The organism is Amycolatopsis sp. 195334CR (genome assembly GCF_017309385.1).
In the GTDB taxonomy this organism is placed as follows: domain Bacteria; phylum Actinomycetota; class Actinomycetes; order Mycobacteriales; family Pseudonocardiaceae; genus Amycolatopsis.
Map to the genome: position 1 here is coordinate 740,524 of NZ_JAFJMJ010000001.1, position 19,002 is coordinate 759,525.

21 protein-coding genes are annotated in these 19,002 nt (G+C 69.8%); 11 read left to right on the forward strand and 10 right to left on the reverse strand.

The annotated features are described in order from the left end of the window. Nucleotides 1-103 precede the first annotated feature (103 nt). On the forward strand, nucleotides 104-3,217 hold the full coding sequence (locus JYK18_RS03730; RefSeq protein WP_206800764.1) for a BTAD domain-containing putative transcriptional regulator: 3,114 nt from the start codon (nucleotides 104-106) through the stop codon (nucleotides 3,215-3,217). Here the strand turns inward: JYK18_RS03730 and JYK18_RS03735 are convergent. Together JYK18_RS03735 and JYK18_RS03740 are read right to left on the reverse strand one after the other, a co-directional pair. Continuing rightward, a complete protein-coding gene (locus tag JYK18_RS03735) occupies nucleotides 3,201-3,950 on the reverse strand; it encodes an ABC transporter permease (protein ID WP_242578933.1) in 750 nt (249 codons plus the stop codon). The two genes, JYK18_RS03730 and JYK18_RS03735, sit on opposite strands and share 17 nt — an antisense overlap. Then, nucleotides 3,947-4,876, reverse strand: coding sequence for an ATP-binding cassette domain-containing protein (locus tag JYK18_RS03740; RefSeq protein ID WP_206800765.1), 930 nt, complete (start codon nucleotides 4,874-4,876; stop codon nucleotides 3,947-3,949). Before JYK18_RS03740 ends, JYK18_RS03735 begins: the two co-directional genes overlap by 4 nt. Nucleotides 4,877-5,016: 140 nt before the next feature. Between JYK18_RS03740 and JYK18_RS03745 the strand changes: the two genes are divergently transcribed. The 4 genes from JYK18_RS03745 to JYK18_RS03760 all read left to right on the forward strand — a co-directional run bounded on the left by JYK18_RS03745 (nucleotide 5,017) and on the right by JYK18_RS03760 (nucleotide 8,908). Then, nucleotides 5,017-6,246, forward strand: a complete 1,230-nt coding sequence (locus JYK18_RS03745; protein ID WP_206800766.1) for a cytochrome P450 — start codon at nucleotides 5,017-5,019, stop codon at nucleotides 6,244-6,246. 33 nt (nucleotides 6,247-6,279) lie between these two features. After that, complete coding sequence (locus tag JYK18_RS03750) at nucleotides 6,280-7,758, forward strand: alpha/beta hydrolase (protein ID WP_206800767.1); 1,479 nt, start codon at nucleotides 6,280-6,282, stop codon at nucleotides 7,756-7,758. Nucleotides 7,759-7,847: 89 nt separating this feature from the next. After that, on the forward strand, nucleotides 7,848-8,267 hold the full coding sequence (locus JYK18_RS03755; RefSeq protein WP_206800768.1) for a hypothetical protein: 420 nt from the start codon (nucleotides 7,848-7,850) through the stop codon (nucleotides 8,265-8,267). A gap of 29 nt (nucleotides 8,268-8,296) precedes the next feature. Then, entirely contained in the window at nucleotides 8,297-8,908 is a 612-nt protein-coding gene (locus JYK18_RS03760) for a hypothetical protein (RefSeq protein WP_206800769.1), read from the forward strand. Between the two features lie 13 nt (nucleotides 8,909-8,921). On the opposite strand, the gene JYK18_RS03765 is transcribed toward JYK18_RS03760, so the two are convergent. Next, nucleotides 8,922-9,599 (reverse strand): hypothetical protein, encoded by a 678-nt coding sequence (locus tag JYK18_RS03765; RefSeq protein WP_206800770.1) that lies wholly within the window; start codon nucleotides 9,597-9,599, stop codon nucleotides 8,922-8,924. Between the two features lie 94 nt (nucleotides 9,600-9,693). Then, nucleotides 9,694-10,350 carry a lytic polysaccharide monooxygenase gene (locus JYK18_RS03770; protein WP_206800771.1) on the reverse strand — a complete coding sequence of 219 codons (657 nt, stop codon included), beginning with the start codon at nucleotides 10,348-10,350 and terminating at the stop codon, nucleotides 9,694-9,696. 268 nt (nucleotides 10,351-10,618) lie between these two features. Between JYK18_RS03770 and JYK18_RS03775 the strand changes: the two genes are divergently transcribed. Beyond that, nucleotides 10,619-11,113 (forward strand): DinB family protein, encoded by a 495-nt coding sequence (locus tag JYK18_RS03775; protein WP_206800772.1) that lies wholly within the window; start codon nucleotides 10,619-10,621, stop codon nucleotides 11,111-11,113. Between the two features lie 47 nt (nucleotides 11,114-11,160). Here the strand turns inward: JYK18_RS03775 and JYK18_RS03780 are convergent, their stop codons facing one another. Together JYK18_RS03780 and JYK18_RS03785 are read right to left on the reverse strand one after the other, a co-directional pair. Further along, nucleotides 11,161-12,114, reverse strand: a complete 954-nt coding sequence (locus tag JYK18_RS03780; protein WP_206800773.1) for a DUF6528 family protein — start codon at nucleotides 12,112-12,114, stop codon at nucleotides 11,161-11,163. Nucleotides 12,115-12,193: 79 nt separating this feature from the next. Further along, a complete protein-coding gene (locus JYK18_RS03785; protein WP_206800774.1) occupies nucleotides 12,194-12,796 on the reverse strand; it encodes a TetR/AcrR family transcriptional regulator in 603 nt (200 codons plus the stop codon). A 45-nt stretch (nucleotides 12,797-12,841) separates the two neighbouring features. On the opposite strand from JYK18_RS03785, the gene JYK18_RS03790 reads away from it, so the two are divergent. Further along, nucleotides 12,842-13,639, forward strand: a complete 798-nt coding sequence (locus tag JYK18_RS03790) for an MBL fold metallo-hydrolase (RefSeq protein ID WP_242578934.1) — start codon at nucleotides 12,842-12,844, stop codon at nucleotides 13,637-13,639. Here JYK18_RS03790 and JYK18_RS03795 read toward each other — a convergent pair whose 3' ends face one another. The 3 genes from JYK18_RS03795 to JYK18_RS03805 are packed head-to-tail and all read right to left on the reverse strand — an operon-like array spanning nucleotide 13,640 to nucleotide 15,016. After that, entirely contained in the window at nucleotides 13,640-14,194 is a 555-nt protein-coding gene (locus JYK18_RS03795; protein ID WP_206800775.1) for a dihydrofolate reductase family protein, read from the reverse strand. Next, nucleotides 14,187-14,687, reverse strand: coding sequence for an SRPBCC domain-containing protein (locus tag JYK18_RS03800; RefSeq protein WP_206800776.1), 501 nt, complete (start codon nucleotides 14,685-14,687; stop codon nucleotides 14,187-14,189). The genes JYK18_RS03795 and JYK18_RS03800 overlap by 8 nt, the downstream gene beginning before the upstream one ends. After that, the gene (locus JYK18_RS03805) at nucleotides 14,678-15,016 is read right to left on the reverse strand and encodes a helix-turn-helix transcriptional regulator (protein ID WP_206800777.1); all 339 of its coding nucleotides are present in this window, start codon (nucleotides 15,014-15,016) and stop codon (nucleotides 14,678-14,680) included. The genes JYK18_RS03800 and JYK18_RS03805 overlap by 10 nt, the downstream gene beginning before the upstream one ends. 49 nt (nucleotides 15,017-15,065) lie before the next feature. On the opposite strand from JYK18_RS03805, the gene JYK18_RS47940 reads away from it, so the two are divergent. Genes JYK18_RS47940 through JYK18_RS03825 form a run of 4 tightly spaced genes read left to right on the forward strand, consistent with a single transcriptional unit; the run spans nucleotide 15,066 to nucleotide 18,172 of the window. Further along, a complete protein-coding gene (locus JYK18_RS47940) occupies nucleotides 15,066-16,370 on the forward strand; it encodes an amidase domain-containing protein (RefSeq protein WP_206800778.1) in 1,305 nt (434 codons plus the stop codon). Between the two features lie 10 nt (nucleotides 16,371-16,380). Next, on the forward strand, nucleotides 16,381-16,701 hold the full coding sequence (locus tag JYK18_RS03815) for a type VII secretion target (protein WP_206800779.1): 321 nt from the start codon (nucleotides 16,381-16,383) through the stop codon (nucleotides 16,699-16,701). A gap of 5 nt (nucleotides 16,702-16,706) precedes the next feature. Next, nucleotides 16,707-17,030, forward strand: a complete 324-nt coding sequence (locus tag JYK18_RS03820) for a hypothetical protein (RefSeq protein WP_206800780.1) — start codon at nucleotides 16,707-16,709, stop codon at nucleotides 17,028-17,030. 8 nt (nucleotides 17,031-17,038) lie between these two features. Further along, a complete protein-coding gene (locus JYK18_RS03825; RefSeq protein WP_206800781.1) occupies nucleotides 17,039-18,172 on the forward strand; it encodes a transglycosylase SLT domain-containing protein in 1,134 nt (377 codons plus the stop codon). Between the two features lie 45 nt (nucleotides 18,173-18,217). Here the strand turns inward: JYK18_RS03825 and JYK18_RS03830 are convergent, their stop codons facing one another. Further along, nucleotides 18,218-18,994 carry a hypothetical protein gene (locus JYK18_RS03830; RefSeq protein WP_206800782.1) on the reverse strand — a complete coding sequence of 259 codons (777 nt, stop codon included), beginning with the start codon at nucleotides 18,992-18,994 and terminating at the stop codon, nucleotides 18,218-18,220. Between the last annotated feature and the right edge of the window lie 8 nt (nucleotides 18,995-19,002).

Genomic DNA, 19,002 nt, shown 5'->3' on the forward strand with positions numbered 1-19,002 from the left:
CATCGCGGCATGGGGTCGTCGGGCCAGTTGTTGTCGGCCACGGGCGGGATCACTCCAGGTCGCTGACGCGGGGACACCCCGTGGTCATGGCAGGATCGACGACGTGCAGATCGCGATGCTGGGACCGTTCGAGGTGCGCACGGACAACGACAGCTTCGCCGACGTCCCCGGCGCCCGCTTGCGCGGGTTGCTGATCGCCCTCGCGCTGGAGCCGGGGCAGGTGGTCTCGAAGGCGCGGCTGATCGACTGGATCTGGGGCGAGCGCCCGCCCGCCGACGCGGCGAACGCCTTGCAGCGCCTGGTTTCCCGGCTGCGGAAGGTGCTGCCGGATGGCGCGGTCGACGGGCAGCCGAACGGCTACCGGCTGGTGGTGGCGCCCGACGACGTGGACGCCGTGCGGTTCGAGCGCCTGCTCGGCCAGGCCCGCGACAGCGGGGATCCGCGCCTGCTGCGCGAAGCGCTCGACCTGTGGCGCGGCGCGGCCATGCAGGACGTCGGCCTCCAGGACAGCGAAGCGTTCGAGGCCGCGGTCGTCCGGCTCGACGGGTTGCGCCTGAGCGCCCTGGAGGACCGGTTCGACGCGGAAATCGACCGCGGGCGCGGCGCGGAGCTGGTCACCGAGCTGACCGACCTGGTGGCCGCGAACCCGGTCCGCGAACGGCTCGTCGCCGCGCTGATGCGCGCGCTGGTCGCGACCGGGCGCGACACCGAAGCGCTGCTCGTCTACCAGCGCACGCGGGAAGCTCTGGCCGACACGCTCGGCGTCGACCCCTCACCGGAACTGGCCGCGGTGCACGTCGCGCTGCTCCGTGGTGAGCTGGGCCGCCGGGAGGAGACCCGGAGGACCAACCTGCGCGCCGAGCTGACCTCCTTCGTCGGCAAGGAGCCCGACGTCGCCAGGGTCCGCGAGCTCGTCACCGAGCACCGGCTCACCACCCTGATCGGCCCCGGCGGCTCGGGAAAGACCAGGCTGGCCACGGAAACCGCGCGCACCATGCTCGACGACCTGCCGGACGGCGCCTGGCTGGTGGAACTCGCGGCGATCGGCGCGGACGGTGACGTGGCACAGGCGACGCTCGCCGGGTTCGGCCTCCGCGACGCCCTGCACGGCGACGCCCCGGCCATGGAGCCGACCGACCGGCTCATCGCCGCCATCCGCGACCGCGAAGCCCTGCTGGTGCTGGACAACTGCGAGCACGTGATCGAGGCCGCGGCCACGCTCGCCCACCGGCTGCTCGGCGAGTGCCGGCGGCTGCGGATCCTGGCAACGAGCCGGGAACCGCTCAACATCACCGGTGAAGCGTTGTGGCAGGTCGTGCCGCTGGCCCTGCCGGACCGGCACGCGAGCCCCGAGGAGATCGAGTCCTCGCCCGCGGTCCGGCTCCTGCGGGACCGGGCGGGCGCGGTGCGCAAGGACCTCGGGACCGACGCCGGGACGCTGGCCACGATGGTCCGCGTCTGCCGGGCGCTGGACGGCATGCCGCTGGCGATCGAGCTGGCCGCGGCCCGGTTGCGCACGATGTCCATCGAGCAGCTCGCCACCCGCCTCGACGACCGGTTCCGCCTGCTCACCGGCGGCAGCCGGACCGCCCTGCCGCGCCACCGGACGCTGCGGGCGATGGTCGACTGGAGCTGGGAACTGCTGACCGACGCCGAGCGGTCGGTCCTGTGCCGCCTCTCGGTGTTCGCGGGCGGGGCGAGCCTGGAAGCAGCCGAACGGGTCTGCGACGACGAGGACGTGCTCGACCTGCTCACCGCGCTGACCGAGAAGTCGTTGCTGGTGGCCGAAGGCGACAGCGCCCCGCGCTACCGGATGCTCGGCACGATCAAGGAGTACGCCGCGGACCGCCTCGCGGAAGCGGGCCAAACCGAGCTGGCGCGGCAAGCGCACCTCGCGTACTTCACCGAACTCGCCGAGACGGCGGATCCGCTGCTTCGCCGCGCCGAGCAGATGACCTGGCTCGCCACGCTCGACGCCGAGCACGACAACCTCGGTTCCGCGATGCGCGGAGCGCTCGCGGCGGGCGACGCGCAGGCGGCGATGCGACTGGCCGGGGCCGCCGGCTGGTACTGGTGGCTCGGCGGGCACAAGGCCGAGGGCATCGAACTGATCCTCGCCGCCACCAGGCTGGACGGCGAGGTCGACGAGGAGATCCGGGCCTGGGTGTACGGGCTCGTGGTGATGTTCGCCAGTTCCGGCCGCAGCGACGAGCACAGCGCGGCGGAGTGGATCAACCGGGCGTACGAGTCGAGCGAGCGCACCGGATTCCGGAACCCGCTGCTGGCGCTGGTCGTGCCGCTGGAGGGCATGCTGCGCGGGCAGGACGTCCTGCCCGCCTGGGAAACGTTGCTGGACAACGAGGATCCGTGGGTGCGGGCGCTGGGCAGGCTGCAGCTCGGCAAGATGCGGATCATCTTCGGGCACGGCGGCGAGGAGGCCGAGGTGGCCGACGCCTACCTGGAGGGCGCGCTGGCCGAGTTCCGCGCGCTCGGCGAGCGGTACGGGCTCTCCTTCGCCCTGACCGAACTGGCCGACCGCATCGCCACCCGGGGCGAGTTCGCCGCCGCGTGCGAGTACTACGAGCAGGCCGTCGAGGTGCTGTCCGAGGTCGGCGCGGTCGAGGACGTGATCCGGATCCGGGCCGGGCAGGCCCGGCTGCACTGGCTGCTCGGGGACCGGCGGGCGGCCTCCGCGACCATCGCCGAGACCGAGCGCCTGGCGGCACGGGTCACCTGGCCGGACGCGCTGGCGGAGCTGGCACTGGCGAAGACGGACCTGGCCCGCTGGAGCGGTGATCCCGACGAAGCCCGCCGCCAGCTCGGGATCGCCACCGACCTGCTGGGCGACAAGGTGGCGAACCTCCGGGTGGTGACCCACGACGTGCTGGGCTACCTCGCCGAAGACCTCGACGAGGCCCGCCAGCACCACGGCACGGCCTACCGGGCGGCGGCCGAATCGACGTACGCGCCCGCGATCGCGATGTCGCTGGTCGGGGTCGCGGACGTGGCGTTGCGCCAGGAGCAGTACGAGCAGGCGGCCCGGCTGCTCGCGGCGAGCGCCGCCGTGCGCGGGCTGCCGGACCGGTCCCACCCGGACCTGAACCGGATCGAGGAGGCCGTGCGAAGCCGCCTCGGCGAACCGGCGTTCGCGGAGGCGGCTCGGGAAGGCGCGGAGACGGACGTGGCGGAGCTGGTTTCGGTCACGCTCGCTTCTTGAACGAGGCGCTCGCCCACAGGTAACCGACCACGGCGATGCCGACGCACCAGCCGATCGCGATCAGCGCGGTGCCGACCTCCGGCGTGCCGGTGAGCAGGCCGCGCAGGGTTTCGATGATCGGGGTGAACGGCTGGTACTCGGCGAACTCGCGGATGCCCGGCCCCATCTTCTCCGCCGGTGCGATCGCGCTGCTGAAGAACGGCAGCATGACCAGCGGGATGGTGGCCAGTCCCGCGGTTTCCGGTGACTTCGCCGCCAGTCCCATCGCGACGGTGAGCCAGCCCGCCGCGAAGCCGAGCAGCACCACCAGTCCGATGACGCCGAGCCAGCCGAGGACACCCGCCGACGCGTCGAAGCCGAGCAGGAAGGCCACGCCGACGATGGCCGCGATGGCGATCAGGTTGGTCAGCAGGCTGGCCACCACGTGCCCGCTGAGCACCGCGCCGCGGGAAACGTCCATCACCTTGAACCGGTTGATGATGCCCTTGGTCATGTCGGAGTTCACCGAGGTCGCGGTGGCGCCGAGGCCGTAGCAGACGGCCAGCAGCATCAGCCCTGGCGTCGCGTAGTCCACGTAGTCGACGCCGACGCTGAACGCGTCCCCGAGCATGTAGACGAACATCAGCATCACCACCACCGGCATCAGCACGGCGTTGAACACCGAGGTCGGGTTGCGGGTGGTGTGCTTGAAGTTGCGCCGGAGCATGACGAGCGCGGGCGATTTGGTGCTCATTTCGCGGAAACCTCCGTGGTGTGGCCGGTGAGGGCGAGGAAGACGTCGTCGAGATCGGGGGTGTGCACGGAGAACTCGGCGGCCGCGAGCGCGTACTCGTCGAGCCGGTCGAGCACGTTCCGCAGGGACTTCGTGCCGCCGTCGCTGGGCACCCGCAGGGCCAGCGCGTCGTCGTCGCGGGTGGCGTCGGGGAAGATCCGCGCGCCGGCGTCGAGCTGGGCGGCGGTGGTGAAGCGGAGCCGGACGTGCGTGCCGGGGAGCTGCCGCTTGAGTTCGTCCGGCGTGCCCTGGGCGACGAGCCGGCCCTGGTCGAGCACCGCGATCCGGTCGGCGAGCTGGTCGGCCTCTTCGAGGTACTGCGTGGTGAGGAAGATCGTCACCCCGTCGGCCACCAGCTCGCGGACGATCTCCCACATGGTGCGGCGGCTGCGCGGGTCCAGCCCGGTCGTCGGCTCGTCCAGGAAGATGATCCGCGGGCTGCCGACCAGCGTCATCGCCAGGTCCAGCTTCCGGCGCATCCCGCCGGAGTAGCTCGACGCCGGCTTCTTCGCCGCCTCCACCAGGTCGAACCGCTCCAGCAGCTCGGGCACCACCCGGTCCCGTTCGCCCTTGAGGTCCACCATCAGCTGGAGGTTCTCCTGGCCGGTCAGCAGCTCGTCGACGGCGGCGAACTGACCGGTCACCCCGATCGCCGCGCGCACCGCCCTGGCCCCGGTCACCAGGTCGTGCCCGGCCACCGTGGCCGTGCCGCCGTCGGCCTTCGCCAACGTGGTCAGCACGTTCACCGTGGTCGTCTTGCCTGCCCCGTTCGGGCCGAGCAGGGAGAAGACCGTGCCCGCCGGGACGTCCAGGTCGATGCCGCCGAGCACGACCTTGTCCCCGTATGCCTTGCGCAGTCCGGAAACCGCGATCGCCGAAGTTGTCATGGGACCACCATCGACGGCGGTGCTGACACCCGTCCGCCACCGGCGCTGACACCGCCGGAGGCCGTGTCAGCGCCGTGTCAGCCCGGTGTCCGCGGGCGCGGTGATCGTGGCTCCAGCACCCCACCACGAGAGGAACCCCGATGACCGACACGGCCGCCATCCCGCACGGTGTCCCGACGGAGCGCGACGCGGGCCCCTTCGCCCCGGCGAGCGAAATCACGCGGCGGCGCGAAGCCCGCCCGGTCAGCCCGATGGTCTTCCCCGACGGCCACGTGGGCTGGCTGGTCACCGGCTACGACGCGGCTCGCCGGCTGCTGGCCGACACCCGGTTCAGCTCGCGCCAGGACATCGGCGTGCTCCACGAGCCGTTCGAGATCCCCGGCATGCCCGTGGCCACCGAGCCGTCGCCGCAGGTGCCCGGCATCTTCATCGCGATGGACCCGCCGGACCACACGCGGCTGCGCCGCAAGCTCACCGGCGCGTTCACCGTCAAGCGGATGAAGGAACTCGAGGCGCGCATCGAGGAGATCACCGAGCGGCAGCTGGACGAACTGGCCCGGCTGACCCCGCCGGTCGACCTGGTCCGGGAGTTCGCCCTGCCGGTGCCGTCGCTGGTGATCTGCGAACTGCTCGGCGTGCCCTACGCCGACCGGGAGAACTTCCAGGTCAACTCCAGCCGGTTCCTGGACACCAGCCTGCCGTTCGACGAGAAGATGGCGGCCTTCGGCCAGCTGAATGGGTTCCTGGCCGAGCTGGTCACGCAGAAGCGAGCCACGCCGAGCGAGGACATCCTGTCCGACCTGGCCGTCCAGGAGGATCTCAGCGTCGAGGAGCTGACCGGCATCGCCTTCCTGTTGCTGCTCGCCGGGCACGAGACCACGGCGAACATGCTGGGGCTGGGCACCTTCGCCCTGCTGGAGCACCCCGACCAGCTCGCCGAGCTGCGGGCGAACCCGGACCTGGTGCCCGGCGCGGTCGAGGAGCTCATGCGCTATCTGTCCGTTGTGGACATCGGCGGGATCTACCGGTACGCCACCGAGGACATCGAACTGGGCGGCGAGACCATTCCCGCGGGATCGACCGTCATCGTGTCCACGCTGGCCGCCAACCGCGACCCGAACCGCTTCGAGAACCCCGACGAGCTCGACATCCACCGCTCGGCCCGCGGCCACCTGTCCTTCGGCCACGGCATCCACCAGTGCCTCGGCCAGCAGCTGGCCCGCATCGAGATGCGCGCGGGGTTCGCCGGGCTGCTGCGCCGCTTCCCCGATCTCGAACTCGCCGTGCCCGCGAAGGACGTGAAGCTGCGGACCAACATGCGGATCTACGGGGTGCACGAGTTGCCGGTCACCTGGACGCGCTCGGCTTGACCGTGCCCCAGGGGCACGGGTTGAGGTGAGGGCATGAATCGACAATTTCGCCCGCGCAGATACCTGGCCCTGGCCGCCGTGATCGGCGTCAGCGCGGCGCTGGCCACGCCCGCCATGGCCACCGAGCCCGCGAAACCGGTCGAATGGGGCCCGTGCCCGGAGGACGTCACGGCCGCGGCCGGGCCGTACCCGCTGGAATGCGCCACCATCCAGGTCCCGCTGGACTACGCGGATCCGGACGGCACCCAGATCGACCTGATGCTGTCCAAGCACGCCAGCACGAATCCGGCGAAACGGCGCGGGGTGCTCCTGCTCAACCCGGGCGGTCCCGGGGGATCCGGGCTGACGCTGTCCACGCTGCTGGTGTCCAAGGGGCTGCCGTCCGGGGTCACCGACGCCTACGACCTGATCGGCATGGACACCCGCGGCGTCGGGCACTCGTCGCGGGTGAGCTGCGGTTTCCTCGCCGACGGCCCCTACCAGGGCAACCTGCCGCCGTACCCGGTCGACGACGCGGCCGTGCTCCAGCAGGCGGAGGTCGCCAAGGGGGTGGCCGAGCAGTGCGCGGCGAACGACAAGGACGGCAGGCTGCGCCACCTGACCACCGCGAACACCGCGCGCGACCTGGACCGGATCCGGGCCGCGCTCGGTGAGGAGAAGGCCAGCTTCCTCGGTTACTCCTACGGTTCGGGGCTGGGGGCCGCCTACGCCTCGATGTTCCCGGACCGCGCGGACCGGGTGGTGCTCGACAGCAACATCGGCGACACCCACCTCGACCGCGACGGCCTGCGCCGGTACGCGCTGGGTACCGAGGAGACCTTCCCGGACTTCGCGAAGTGGGTGGCCGAGCGGCACGAGGCGTACGGTCTGGGCCGCACGCCGGAGGAAGTGCGCGAGACCTACTTCGAAACCGCTGGGAAGCTCGACCAGCAGCCGGTGAACGGCATCAACGGCTCCCTGTTCCGCGCCACCGTCTTCGGTGGTCTCTTCGGCGAGGCGGCATACGGGAAGACGGCGAGCATCTGGCAGTCGGTGCACGACGCCACCCCGGCACCCACGCCCCCGCCGCCGCCCGGCCAGCCGCACCCGGCCGACAACTTCCAGTCGGTGTTCCTCTCGGTGACCTGCAACGACTTCGACTGGCCCGAGGACGTCGACACCTACCGGCGCGGGGTGGCCGAGGACCGCGAGCGGTACCCGCTCTACGGGGCGGCCATGGCCACCATCACGCCCTGCGCCTTCTGGCCGCACGAACCGGCGGAGCCGCCGGTGGCGATCAACGACGACGGCCCGCGGAACGTGCTGATCGTGCAGAACGAGCGCGACGCGTCCACACCGCTCCTCGGCGGGCAGCTGATGCGCGAGAAGTTCGAGAACCGCTCGCGGTTGCTGAGCATCGACGGCAGCGGGCACGGCGGTTACGTGCTCGGTGACAACCCCTGCGCGTTGAACGCGACCACCAGCTTCCTCGTCGGCGGGAAGCTGCCGGAAGACCAGCGCTGCCCGGCCTGACCAGGGGAAACAACGAATCCGCCAGGAATACGCAACACCGGTGGGGCACAGTGCGGCAGGCACGGAAAAGCAAGTCGGGGAGGAATTCCATGTCGACGAGGACCAAGGCCGCACTCATCGCCGCTGTCGCGTTCGGACTGTCCGCGGTGGCCGCCGCACCGGCCACCGCGGCTCCGTCCGGCGAAGTGGGCGCACTCGGCGGATGCAGCATCTACAGCCCGAACACGCCGTCGATCGTGGGCAACCAGATCGCGGGCTCGGCGCTGTGGGACTGCTTGACGTTGGGTTCGCAGGAAGCGGCCAAGAGCTACGTGAAGCTGTTCCAGGACGGCAACCTCGTGTCGGAGCACGAGTTCTGGACGCAGGGCGCGTTCCGGACCACCTACACGATCGGGTTCGTCTGCACCGGCAGCGGTACGCACACCTACTACAGCCAGACCTACGGCTGGGACACGAACGGCATCAGCTACATCGGGGGTGAAAGCGCCGAAGTCACGCTGACCTGCTGAGCCCGAGGGGGACCCGGTACGTTCGGCCGATGCACCCAGGGGGAGAACGGCCGTACGTGCGACCGGCGAAGACCAGTACCGGCTTGATCATCACGCTCGTGGTGGCTTCGGTGCTGGTCTTCGCCGGTTTGGGCGTCGGCGCTTTTCTGTTGTTCGGCACGAAGGACGAGATCGCAACGGAGAAGTACGCGGCGGACAAGGTTCCCGCATGCGCCTCGGTCGTCCAGCGCGTGCCGGGGCTGCCGCCGGGCAAGCCGAGGGAACTGCCTGCCGGGGTCACCCCGAAGTACGGCTGGTCGTGCAGCATCACCGATCTCGAAGACCCGCGCGCGGTCTACCTGGACTTCACCGTGTTCGCCGGGACCAGCCGCGCGCCGGGCGCCGATGGCGCGCGCGAGGAGTTCAGCGGTGACGGCGAGCCGTCGTCGATCGGCCTCGGTGAAGAAGCGAGGTGGAGCGCCGAGCTGCCGATCGGGGGCGTCCGGCCGGGCGTGCAGTGCGAACTGCGCATCCGCGACGGGAACGCGGTGCTCGGCATCGGCGCGTTCGACGCCATGGGCGCGGGTTCGTCGATGGAGGACTGCCGGGCCACGGTGGAAGCGGCGGCGAAACCGTTCTTCGCCGCCGTCCAGCCTGCCTAGGCGCGCCCTCCGCTCAGGACGCCACGGTGTCGAGCAGCCAGTGGTAGCGGAGCCGCAGCGCGCGTTCGACCGCGGCGAGGATTCCGGCGCCGAGCAGGGTGATGTTCGCCCACACGGGCAGGTTGACTGGTGAGGTGAACGTGCCGAGGTTCTCGGCGATCGGCGGGATCCGGCTGAGGGACTCCGCGCCCTGCAGCAGCGCGCCGGCGAGCACGACCAGGAGGATGAGGACCGCGACCGCGCCGACAAGCCCGCTCGTGCGGGGGTACCGCTCGTCGAACCTCGCCCGCAGGCCTTCCTGCGAACTGCGGTGCGGACGCAGCGCTTGCTCACCGCCGTGGTCGGACACGAAGTGCATGCGCTTCAACCCGAAGGCACTGGTGGCGACTTCGACCACCCCACCGGGCACGGGAAAGGACGCGGGCAGGTTGGACCGGGCGACCTGAACCCCGTCGCGATACAGCGCGGCCGGGCTCTTCCCCATCGCGTTCTCGTGCTGCTTCTTGGTTTTCGCGTCCACCAGGTACCGGACGTCCACCGCGTACGAGTGCTTGTCCCCCTGGGGACCGGCGAGCTCGAAGAAGAACAGCGAACGGGAGAAGAGTTGCCAGAGGCGGTACTCGGGGAGCGCGCTCCCGTCACCGCTCCTCACCCTGCTGAGCTGCCAGCGCCGCTTGAGCTTCTTGACCATGTCCCCAGTACAAACCGTGCCGTCGGGGCACAGTCAACACGGGACACCCGAAACCCCTCCCGCCGCGGGGATTTCGGGTGGTCCGGTCGCCCGTCTAGGTGAAGTTCACACTGCTGCACCACATGTACGTCTGGTCGAGGTGCGAGGCCTGCCAGATGGTGAACACGATGTGCTGCCCGGTGTAACCCGAGGTCTGGACGTTGAAGGTGATGTCCTTGGCCGGCGCGTACTTCCCGGTCTGCGTGATGAAGTCGAGGTTGCCCCAGCCCAGGGTCTGGGTGGCCGGGTTGAACCCCTGCTTGCTGACGTAGACCCGGAAGAAGTCGGCCCCGTGGCTGGCCTGGTCGTACAGGTGCAGGGAGAAGTTGCTGCCGACGTTGGTGGACCGCCACGGCCCCGGGGTGTTGAGGGAGTTGTTGCGCGAGAGGCCGTTGCTGCAGAGCTGGCCGTCGGGGGTGGAGCCCTGGAAGTTGCCGCCGAGCCCGTCCCGCAGCGCGCTCATCCAGTTCCACATGGTGTCGGCGTTGGCCTGGAAGGCCTGCCAGCACATGGGGTCCTGCTGCTGCATGGCGGGGTTGGTGTGCTGGCTGCCCCAGTCCTGCCAGCACTGGTAGGCACGGGTGGCCGGGCCGACGATGGTGCCGTGTGCCGAGGCCGTCGGGACCCAGATGAAGAGTCCGGCCAGCGTGGCGACGAACAGGGTGACCAGGCTCCGCCGTCTGGTGGATCCGGAGGTGCTGCGCAGACGCATGGATGAGCCTCCATTCTCGGGAATGAGCGGGGTGGTGATCGAAATGGGAGCGCTCCCAGGGCAGCTTATACGCCAGCCCGTGAAACTTCAACGAAACATCCGGACACCGTGACGCGCTGTCACGATTGACCCCGTCCGCCCGGACGGCCTAAGCTCACCCCGTCGCTCCGTCACCGGAGCTCTCGCGGTGTCCACCTCTTCCCGCGTCGCCTTTCCCCTTCCCGGACGTACCGCGTCCGACCCTGCCCAAAAAAGGAGTGCGTGAACCATGAGCACCTTCGGCCTCACCGACGGCGCCGAACGAGCGGTCATCGAGGACCTGCTCGACCGCAACCGCGAAGCCCTGATCGAGACCGCCCGCGGCCTCTCCGAAGCCGACGCCCGTCGGCGGCTGGTCAGTTCGCTGACCACCCCGATCTCCTTGCTCAAGCACGCCGCGGCGGCCGAACGCATTTGGTTCCAACGGTTCTGGGCCGAGCTCGAAGAGTCCGAATGCGACGGTTACGCGAAACGCGACGAGGGCACCTTCACCGTCACCGACGACGAGTCACTGGCCGACGTGATCGCCGAATTCGAACGCGCGAGCCAGCGGTCGCGGGAGATCGCCGCGCGGTTCGAGCTGGACGACACCAAGGACAACCCGCGTGAAGGCCGGGTCAGCATGCGGTGGACCCTGCTGCTGATGATCCAGGAGTTCGCCCGGCACGCCGGTCACGGTGACATCCTGCGCGAACAGATCGAAAGGCCGCTCGTCAGCCCTTGACCGCTCCTGGTCGCGGGCCCGGCGGGCCCGCGACCAGGACACCGTTGTCAGTGCTGCGGTTGCCACCACCGGGCCTTATAGATCCAGGCACCGCGCAGGGTCAGCTCCCCACCGGGCAGCGCGAGGTCCACGGTGTCGGTGCACCACGTGCAGATGTGATCCGCCTGCGGCGTCGCGGTGAGGACCTGCCCGGTCCGCGCGTTCGTCGTGACGCTCTTGACGTTGTGCCCGTTGATCGCCCCGGCGCCCGGGTAGCGCGTCGAGAACGTGCCGCGGGACTTGCTGAACCGCAGCACTTCCGACTCCGTCGTCACCCACAGCTGGTCACGGGAACCGGGCACGGGCTGCAGGTCGTGCCCGCCCTCGCTGGGCAGGTGGACCACCTGCTCCGGCGTCAGCACCGGCGCGGCGGGCGTGCCGCCGACGCGCAGCGCCACCAGTTCGTGCGTGCCCAGCGCCCACAACACCCGGCGCTCGTTGTCCCAGACCGCGCCGTGCCCACCGACCAGCGGGTACTCGGCGTACGTGGTCGAGCGGGCGCCTTGCGACGCGGTGTAGACCCGCAGCCAGCCACCGGTGCTGGCGGCCACCGCCACGTTGCCGTCGGGCAGCAGTTCGATGCTGTGCGGGTTGCTGGGCCCGCCGACGTCGGCGGCCCAGTAGGCGCCGGTGCCCTGCGGATACGGGATCACCCCGGCGAACCCGCCGGAGGCGGTGGTCATCAGGTACTGCTGCCCGTCGCGTTCGGTCAGCTTCGCCTCGTCCGGGGAGACGAACTTGCTCGCGAGGTCCCCGAGCCCGTTGGCCGCGGTGGGCGCCCACGTCCAGGTGAACGCCCTGGTGCGCCAGGCTTCCTGCGCGGCGGGCAGCACGATGATCCGCCGGGACGCCTGCTCGGCGAGTGCGACCAGGCCACCGGGCCGGGCGGGCGCCGCCGAAACCGGCGAGACCAGGACCATGGCGGCCACGGCCGCCAGCAACACGAGTGCGGTTCTGCGCATGGGACGACCCCATCGCGGCGAAGTGGCCACGAGGTGTCCTCAACCCAACGCGCCGTTGATCTTTGCCCTTCCCAGCGGGTCAGGACTGGGCCAGCGCCCGTTCGATCGCGCGGCGTGCCCGCCCCGCGGCCGCCGCGTCGTGCTGGAGTTGCATGGCCGCGTTCAGCGCCAGCCCGGCGGCGACGATCTCGAACAACGCCTGGTCGACGTCGAACTCACCGGGCAGTTCCCCGTTCTCCACCGCCGCGACCAGATCCGCCCGCAGTTGTTCCCGCCAGCGCGACCACACCTCGGCCACGGCGTCACGCACCCGGCCGGGACGCCCGTCGTACTCGCTGAGCGCCGCGGTCATCAGGCACCCACCGGGCAACAGCGGCACCTCCAGGTATCCCACGGAGTTGGCGCACACCACGCGCAACCGCCGCAGCCCCATCGGCTCGGCCAGCGCGGGTTCGACCACCCGGTGCCAGAAATCCACGAACGCCTTGTCCAAAGTGGAGATCTGCAGCACCTCCTTGGTGCCGAAGTGCTTGTGCACCCCCGACTTGCTCATCTCCAGCTCCTCGGCGAGCCGGCCGATGGTGATGCCGTCCAGCCCCTCCTCGGAGGCGATCTCGGCGGCCCGGCTCAGGATCCGGCCGCGGGTGGCCTGCGCTTCGGCCGCTGAGCGTCGTGGTGACATGGGACCAGGATAGCGTACGCGCGTACGCTAAATTCGGGAGCACCGATGACGAAGGAGTTCAAGATGCGGGTACGACGACTGGGCTGGGCCGGACTGGAGCTCGAGGCGGGCGAGAACCGCCTGGTGATCGACTACGTGCGGGACCTCTCACCGCTGTTCACCGGCTGGCAGTCCGGCGACGGCCTGATCGCGCCGAGCGGGACGGTCACCGCCGCGCTGGTCACCCACCTGCACCGGGACCACACCGACGCGGCCGCGCTCGCCGACGTGCTGGCGCCGGGCGCCCCGGTGCTCCGACCGGCGCCCGGCCACGGCGACGACGTGGACAACGTGACGACCCTGCCCGCCGAGCGCGAACTGACGCAGCACGAGCTGGCCACCGAGGTGATCGACACCTGGGCCACCCGCGAGATCGGCCCGTTCCGCGTCACCGCGGTCCCGGCCGTCGACGGACTGGGCGACCCGCAGTTGAACTGGGTGGTGGAGGCCGACGGCCACCGGCTCTTCCACGGCGGCGACACCATGTTCCACGGTTACTGGTGGCTCATCGCCCGGCGGTTCAGCCCGTTCGACGCGGTGTTCCTCCCGGCGAACGGCGCGGTGGTCGACGCGCCGCACCTCCAGCCCCCGAGCCCGCTGCCCGCCGCACTGGACCCCCGGCAAGCCGCCGCGGCCGCGGAGATCCTCGATGCACGCTACGCCGTGCCGATGCACTACGAAGCCGAGCAGCCGGACAAGATCGCGGGCTACGTGGAGGTTTCCGACCCGGAAGCCGAATTCCGCGCGCACACCGGGAAGCGCGCCCGCGTCCTGCCGATCCGCGAATGGCTGGACCTGGCCTGATCAGCTCCGGTCGACGCGGTAGTCGAGGAGGACGAGCCGGTCGTCGATCACCGCGGTGCCGTCGAGGTCCAGGCGGAGGTCCGGCAACTCGGTGTAGAGCGGGCCTTCGCCGGCCGTGCCGTGGATCGTCGGGAAGATCATCGTGCGGATGCGGTCGACCAGACCGAGCTTGAACAGGCTGCGCACCAGTGACGGGCTGCCGACCGTGCGCAACGGCAGCCCGTCGGCCTCGGCCTTGATCTTCGGCATGGCCGTCTCGACGGGCTCGTCGACGATCGTCGTGTTGGCCCAGGTGGACTCGGTGAGGGTTTTCGAGAACACGATCTTCCGGAGTTCGGCCATCCGGGGAAAGGTCGGATCGTCCTGCTCGGCGACGATCTTCGACATCATCCGGTAGGAGGTCGCACCCATGACCATGATGTGCTCCTCGGCCAGTTTGGCGTGCATCCACTCGAACAACCCGGGTCCGCCGTAACCCCAGTAAGGAGCCGATTGCGGACCACCGTCGCCATAACCGTCGAGGGTGGAGAACAGTTCGACACTCAATTCACGCATTATTTCTCCTCGGGTTCAGTAGTTCGTCGATCTGCCCGATCGCCCCCGCGGTGCCCTTGTCGACCCCCATCGCCAACGCGGTTTCCAACGACTCGACGGTGGGATAGGTGCTGAGGTAAACGGCTTGGGTACCACCGTCGTTCGCGGTGAACGAGTAGCGGTTGACCGACGCGGGCATGGTCGGATCGGGGGTGAAGTCCGAACTCGCGATACCGGCTTCGAAAACGAGAAGGGACGGTTCGGCAGCCTCGATGACGTGCCAGTAGCCGGGGTGTTTCGCGCCTTCCGGTGAAGTCATGTAGTAGTGCACCTGACCGCCGGGAGCGAGTTCGTGGTAAACGACGGTGGCCGGATAGGTCGGGGGTCCCCACACCCTTTCCAGCTGGCGGGGGTCGGCGTAGATCTGCCAGATGCGCTTCGGCGGCGCGGCGAACTCGGCGGTGATGGTGAGAGTCCGGTTGTCCACATCGCGGTGCACGTCGGTCACGGGCACGGCGGGTCCTCCTTGATGAGTTCGTCGATGCGGGCGATGCGGCCGCGCCAGATGTCCTCCAGCTCCACGAGCATCGAGGCCACCGAGCGCACCGCCGCCACGTCACCGCTGGCGAGCTGTTCCCGGCCGTTGCGCCGCTTGGTCAGCAGGCCCGCGCGTTCGAGCACGGCGACGTGCTTCTGCACGGCGGCGAAGCTCATGTCGTACTCGGCCGCGAGCGCGGAGACCGAGTGCTCCCCGGCCAGCACGCGGCGCATGATCGCGCGCCGCGTGCGGTCGGCGAGCGCGTGGAACAGGGCGTCCGCCCGGCCCTCGTCCTCTTCGGTCACGCCTCTAACGTACAACCAAGTGGTTGTAAGTCAAGTCCCGGATTGTGGGGTGATCGACCGGCACACGGGCGGGCGCGGCCGGGCGAAGGTGGTCGGCATGGTCACCTTCCAGCAGCTCAAGGCAGCCAAGCCGGCCACCTTCGCCACCGCCGCCGACGACTGGCTCAAGCTCGCCAAGGAGGCCGAGACCGCGGCGGAGAACCTGTACGAGCGCGGCGGCAACGCGCTCGGCGAGCAGTGGTCGGACACGCTCGGGGAGAAGGCGGGCGGGCACTGCCGCAAGATCGCCCAGGACTTCCAGGCCGCGGGCATGGCGATCCGCGGGGTGGTGACCACCCTGGACGGCCTCGCCACCGCGCTGGCCGCCGCCAAGCGCAACCTCGAGTCTGCCGTCGCGTTCGCCACCGAGGGCGGTCTCGAAGTCGGCGGCGACGGCAAGGTGACCGTGCCGTCCGGTTCCAGTGATCCGAAGGCCGAGGAACGCGCCAAGCGCGCCGGCTGGCTGATCTGGGACGCGGTCAACGACGCCACCAAGATCGACGAGGACGCCGCGGCGAGCCTGAAGCGGCTGATCCAGCCCGCGAGCATCACGAAGCTGATGACGCAGGACGAACTGGCCAAGGACATCCTCAACGACGAGGTGAAGAAGGCCGGGCACACCGGACTGGCCATGCTCCGGCAGACGATGCCGCTCAACGCCGACGCGCAAACCCAGGCGGAGTGGTGGAAATCGCTCAGCCAGGACCAGCGCAAGCAGTACCTGAACGCCGCGCCGGTGCAGCTCTACGACATGCCGGGCATTCCGGATGACGTGAAGAAGAACCTGATGGGCAACGACGGGCTGAACCGCATCGAGATGATCCGCTGGGCCGAAAAGCACGGCGAAAGCGGGTACTCCGACGTGCCCGGCATGGAGAACTGCACCAACTTCGTCTCCTACGCGATGAACGAGGGCGGCATGGTGCCGCACGACAAAACCGGTGACAAGGGGTGGAACCAGGACCACCAGGGCCTGCCGAAGCTTCCGTTCGTCGGATCGCCCGACCAGTACCGGCAGGGCGACGCGTGGGCGGCCGCGCAGAACCACCACGACTACATGGTCAAGAACGGCGGGGAAAGCGTTACGGTGCCCGACGCGCGGCCCGGCGACCTGCTGTACATGCGCAACGAAAAGGGCGTGATCCACCACGCGTCGGTGATCACCGCGGTCACCCCGGACGGGGAAATCCTCTACACGCAGCACAATTCGAACCACACGAACATCGGGCTCAACCACCGCCTGTCGCACAACGAAACGCGCACCGGCGCCGGCGACGTCCCGCTGGTGGTCCGCCCCCACCCGAACTGGGACTGAAGGGAAAACCATGGCTCCGAACATCCGGATGAACCCGGACGGGGTCCGCCAGGTCGCCAGCGACCTGCGGGCCGGTGCCGACACGGCCAAGAACACCATCGGCACGCTGTTCCACAGCGGCAACGAAGCCGCCGGCGCGCACGCGGAGTGGAAATCGGGGGCGGCGCTCAAGGAGTGCGGGCACACCTGGTGGAAGGAGCTGACCACGCTGGTCGAGCAGACCGCCCACACCGCGTGGAAGCTCGACCAGAGCGCGGCGAAGGTGTCCGATATGGACAAACAAGCCCGGGAACGGCTCGGCGCCGTGCTCGGCGATCTCCGGACGGCTTGAGCGCCATGGGGAACACGGGGCACGAGGTGAACCCGGCGGCGTTGAAGCAGGGCTCCGGCGCCGCGGCGGGGGTGCGCGAACAGCTCGGCAAGGACGGCCGGATCCCGGACGAGACAACACAAACCGCGGCCCGCACGCTCAGCGCGGAGAACTTCCAGCTCGGTCCCGCGCTCAAGCAGACCGGCGAACTCTGGTACTCGCAGATCACCACGCTGCACCAGGCGTGCCACAAGATCGAGCAGAGCCTGGCCGCGGGTGCCGGCGGGTACCAGCTGAACGAGGACAAGACCGAGCTGTCCATGGCGGAGATCGCCAAGTTCTTCGAATAGGCGGGGGCATGCTGAACTACGAGAACCTGTACCACGCACCGGTGCACGCCCTGGAGCAGGCGGTGGACGACTGGGGCCGGGTGATCGGCAAGGTGGAGGCGCTGGGCGGTGAGCTGACGGACACGGTGACCCAGCCGCTCAAGGCCTCCGGGTGGAAAGGGCCGGCCGCGCGGACGGCGATGTCGTTCCTCGGCGAGACGAGCAAGGAGTTCGGGGACGCCGCCAAGCAGGCGCGGGGCATCCGTGACCTGCTGGAGGAGGCGCACGGCCGGATCAAGCGCAACCAGGACGCGCTCTACCGCATCGCCGACCACGAGGCCCCGGCGAAGGGGTTGAAGGTGGACCTGGAGGGGAAGGTCACCGCGAATCCGCCGGTGGATCCGCAGGACCGCGCCACCTGGCGCGGCAAGGACGACATCCGGGACGCCATCGAGGAGGGCAGGCACGCCATCGAGGCCATCCAGACGCGGATCAACCAGGTGCTGCGGGACGCCTCCGAAGCCGACGAGACCGCGGCGTGGGCGCTGCGCGCCAACCTCGGCGGCGAGAAGCACGACTTCAACCAGCCCACCCACACCAGCCTCGCCGGGGCGTGGAACGCCGGCGCGTGGAAGAACTCGGTCACCGGCTCCGGCAGCTTCCTCGATCCGCACGGCAAGGACATCCTCGCCGCCGCGAACAAGTACGGCATCAACCCGAAGGTGCTCGCCGCCCTGCTCATCCAGGAGGGCGAGGGCCGTTCCCTGGGCACCAAGATCCCCTTCGACCTGTTCCGGCGCGCGGAGTCGTCCGGCCTGGTGGGCAATTCGGTGGGGATCGGCCAGATGCAGGCGGGCACCGCGGCGGACCTGATGGCGAAGTACCACGGGGAAAAGGTCGGCCAGGACGACATCCGCGACCGCCTGGCCCACGACGACCGCCTGGCGATCGATCTCGCCGCCGCCAACCTGCACCACCTGAAGAGCACCTACGGCATCACGGACGAGCAGGCCTACACCGCGTACGCCGCGGACGACAAGCTCATCCGAGCCTGGCTCCGCGACGACACGGGCTTTCCCAACTACGGCAACATGACCGAGCGGTCGGACAGCTTCGCCAAGCGGTACCGGGAAGCCAACGACGTCGGCGGCCTGGTCCGCTGACCCGGTCCGGGCTCGCGGGGGCGGGCGGCGGGCGCCCCCGCGAGCTCAGGCACCGACCGGCTTGACCTGCCAGAGCCCGGGCGCCGACGCGGCCTGCGGCGACTCCGCCAGTGGCTGGAACCCCGAAGCCACACCGGCCACGAAAACGCCCTGCTCCTTCAGCCCGCTGATGACCGTGAGCAGGGTGCCGACCACTGTTCCGACGCTCTTGACGAAGTTCGTCAGCAGGTCGATCGCCTTGCCCGCCGCCTTCTCGGCGCCCATGAAGCTGTTGAGCCCCAACGCGATCACGTCCGCCGCCGTGTTGAAGATCAGCGTGATCCCGTCCTTGTACGCCTTGAAGATCTCGGAGTTGCACTTGGCGAGCGTGTTCCCGAGGCTGGTGATCAGCCCCTGGTTGGTGCCGTTCGCCTTGCTGAGGTTCACCATGTGCGTGTTGACCGCGTCGAACCCGCCGCCGCTCCAGTACGTCGCCAGGTCCTGCCTGGCGTCGTCGATGTCCCCCATGGTCTCGTTCATGGTGGTGTCGGCGGCCCACGTGTTCGCGATGCGGTCGACCTTCCCGAAGTCGCCGAGCATCTTCTTGACGTAGTCGAGCTTCTCGATGGCGTCCGACTTGCCGACCCGGTTGGCCAGGTCACGGATCACCTGGGCGGCTTCCTCCGGGTACCGGCACTCGTCGCCGGGCTTCTCCGGCAGCTGTAGTGGCGGCAGCTGCTGCTCGTCCTCCCACGGCCACTTGACGTCCGGCAGGCTGATGTCCGGCAGGCTGATGTCGGGCAGGCCGATCGACGGCTCACCGGGTCCGAACCCGTTTCCCATTCTCGATC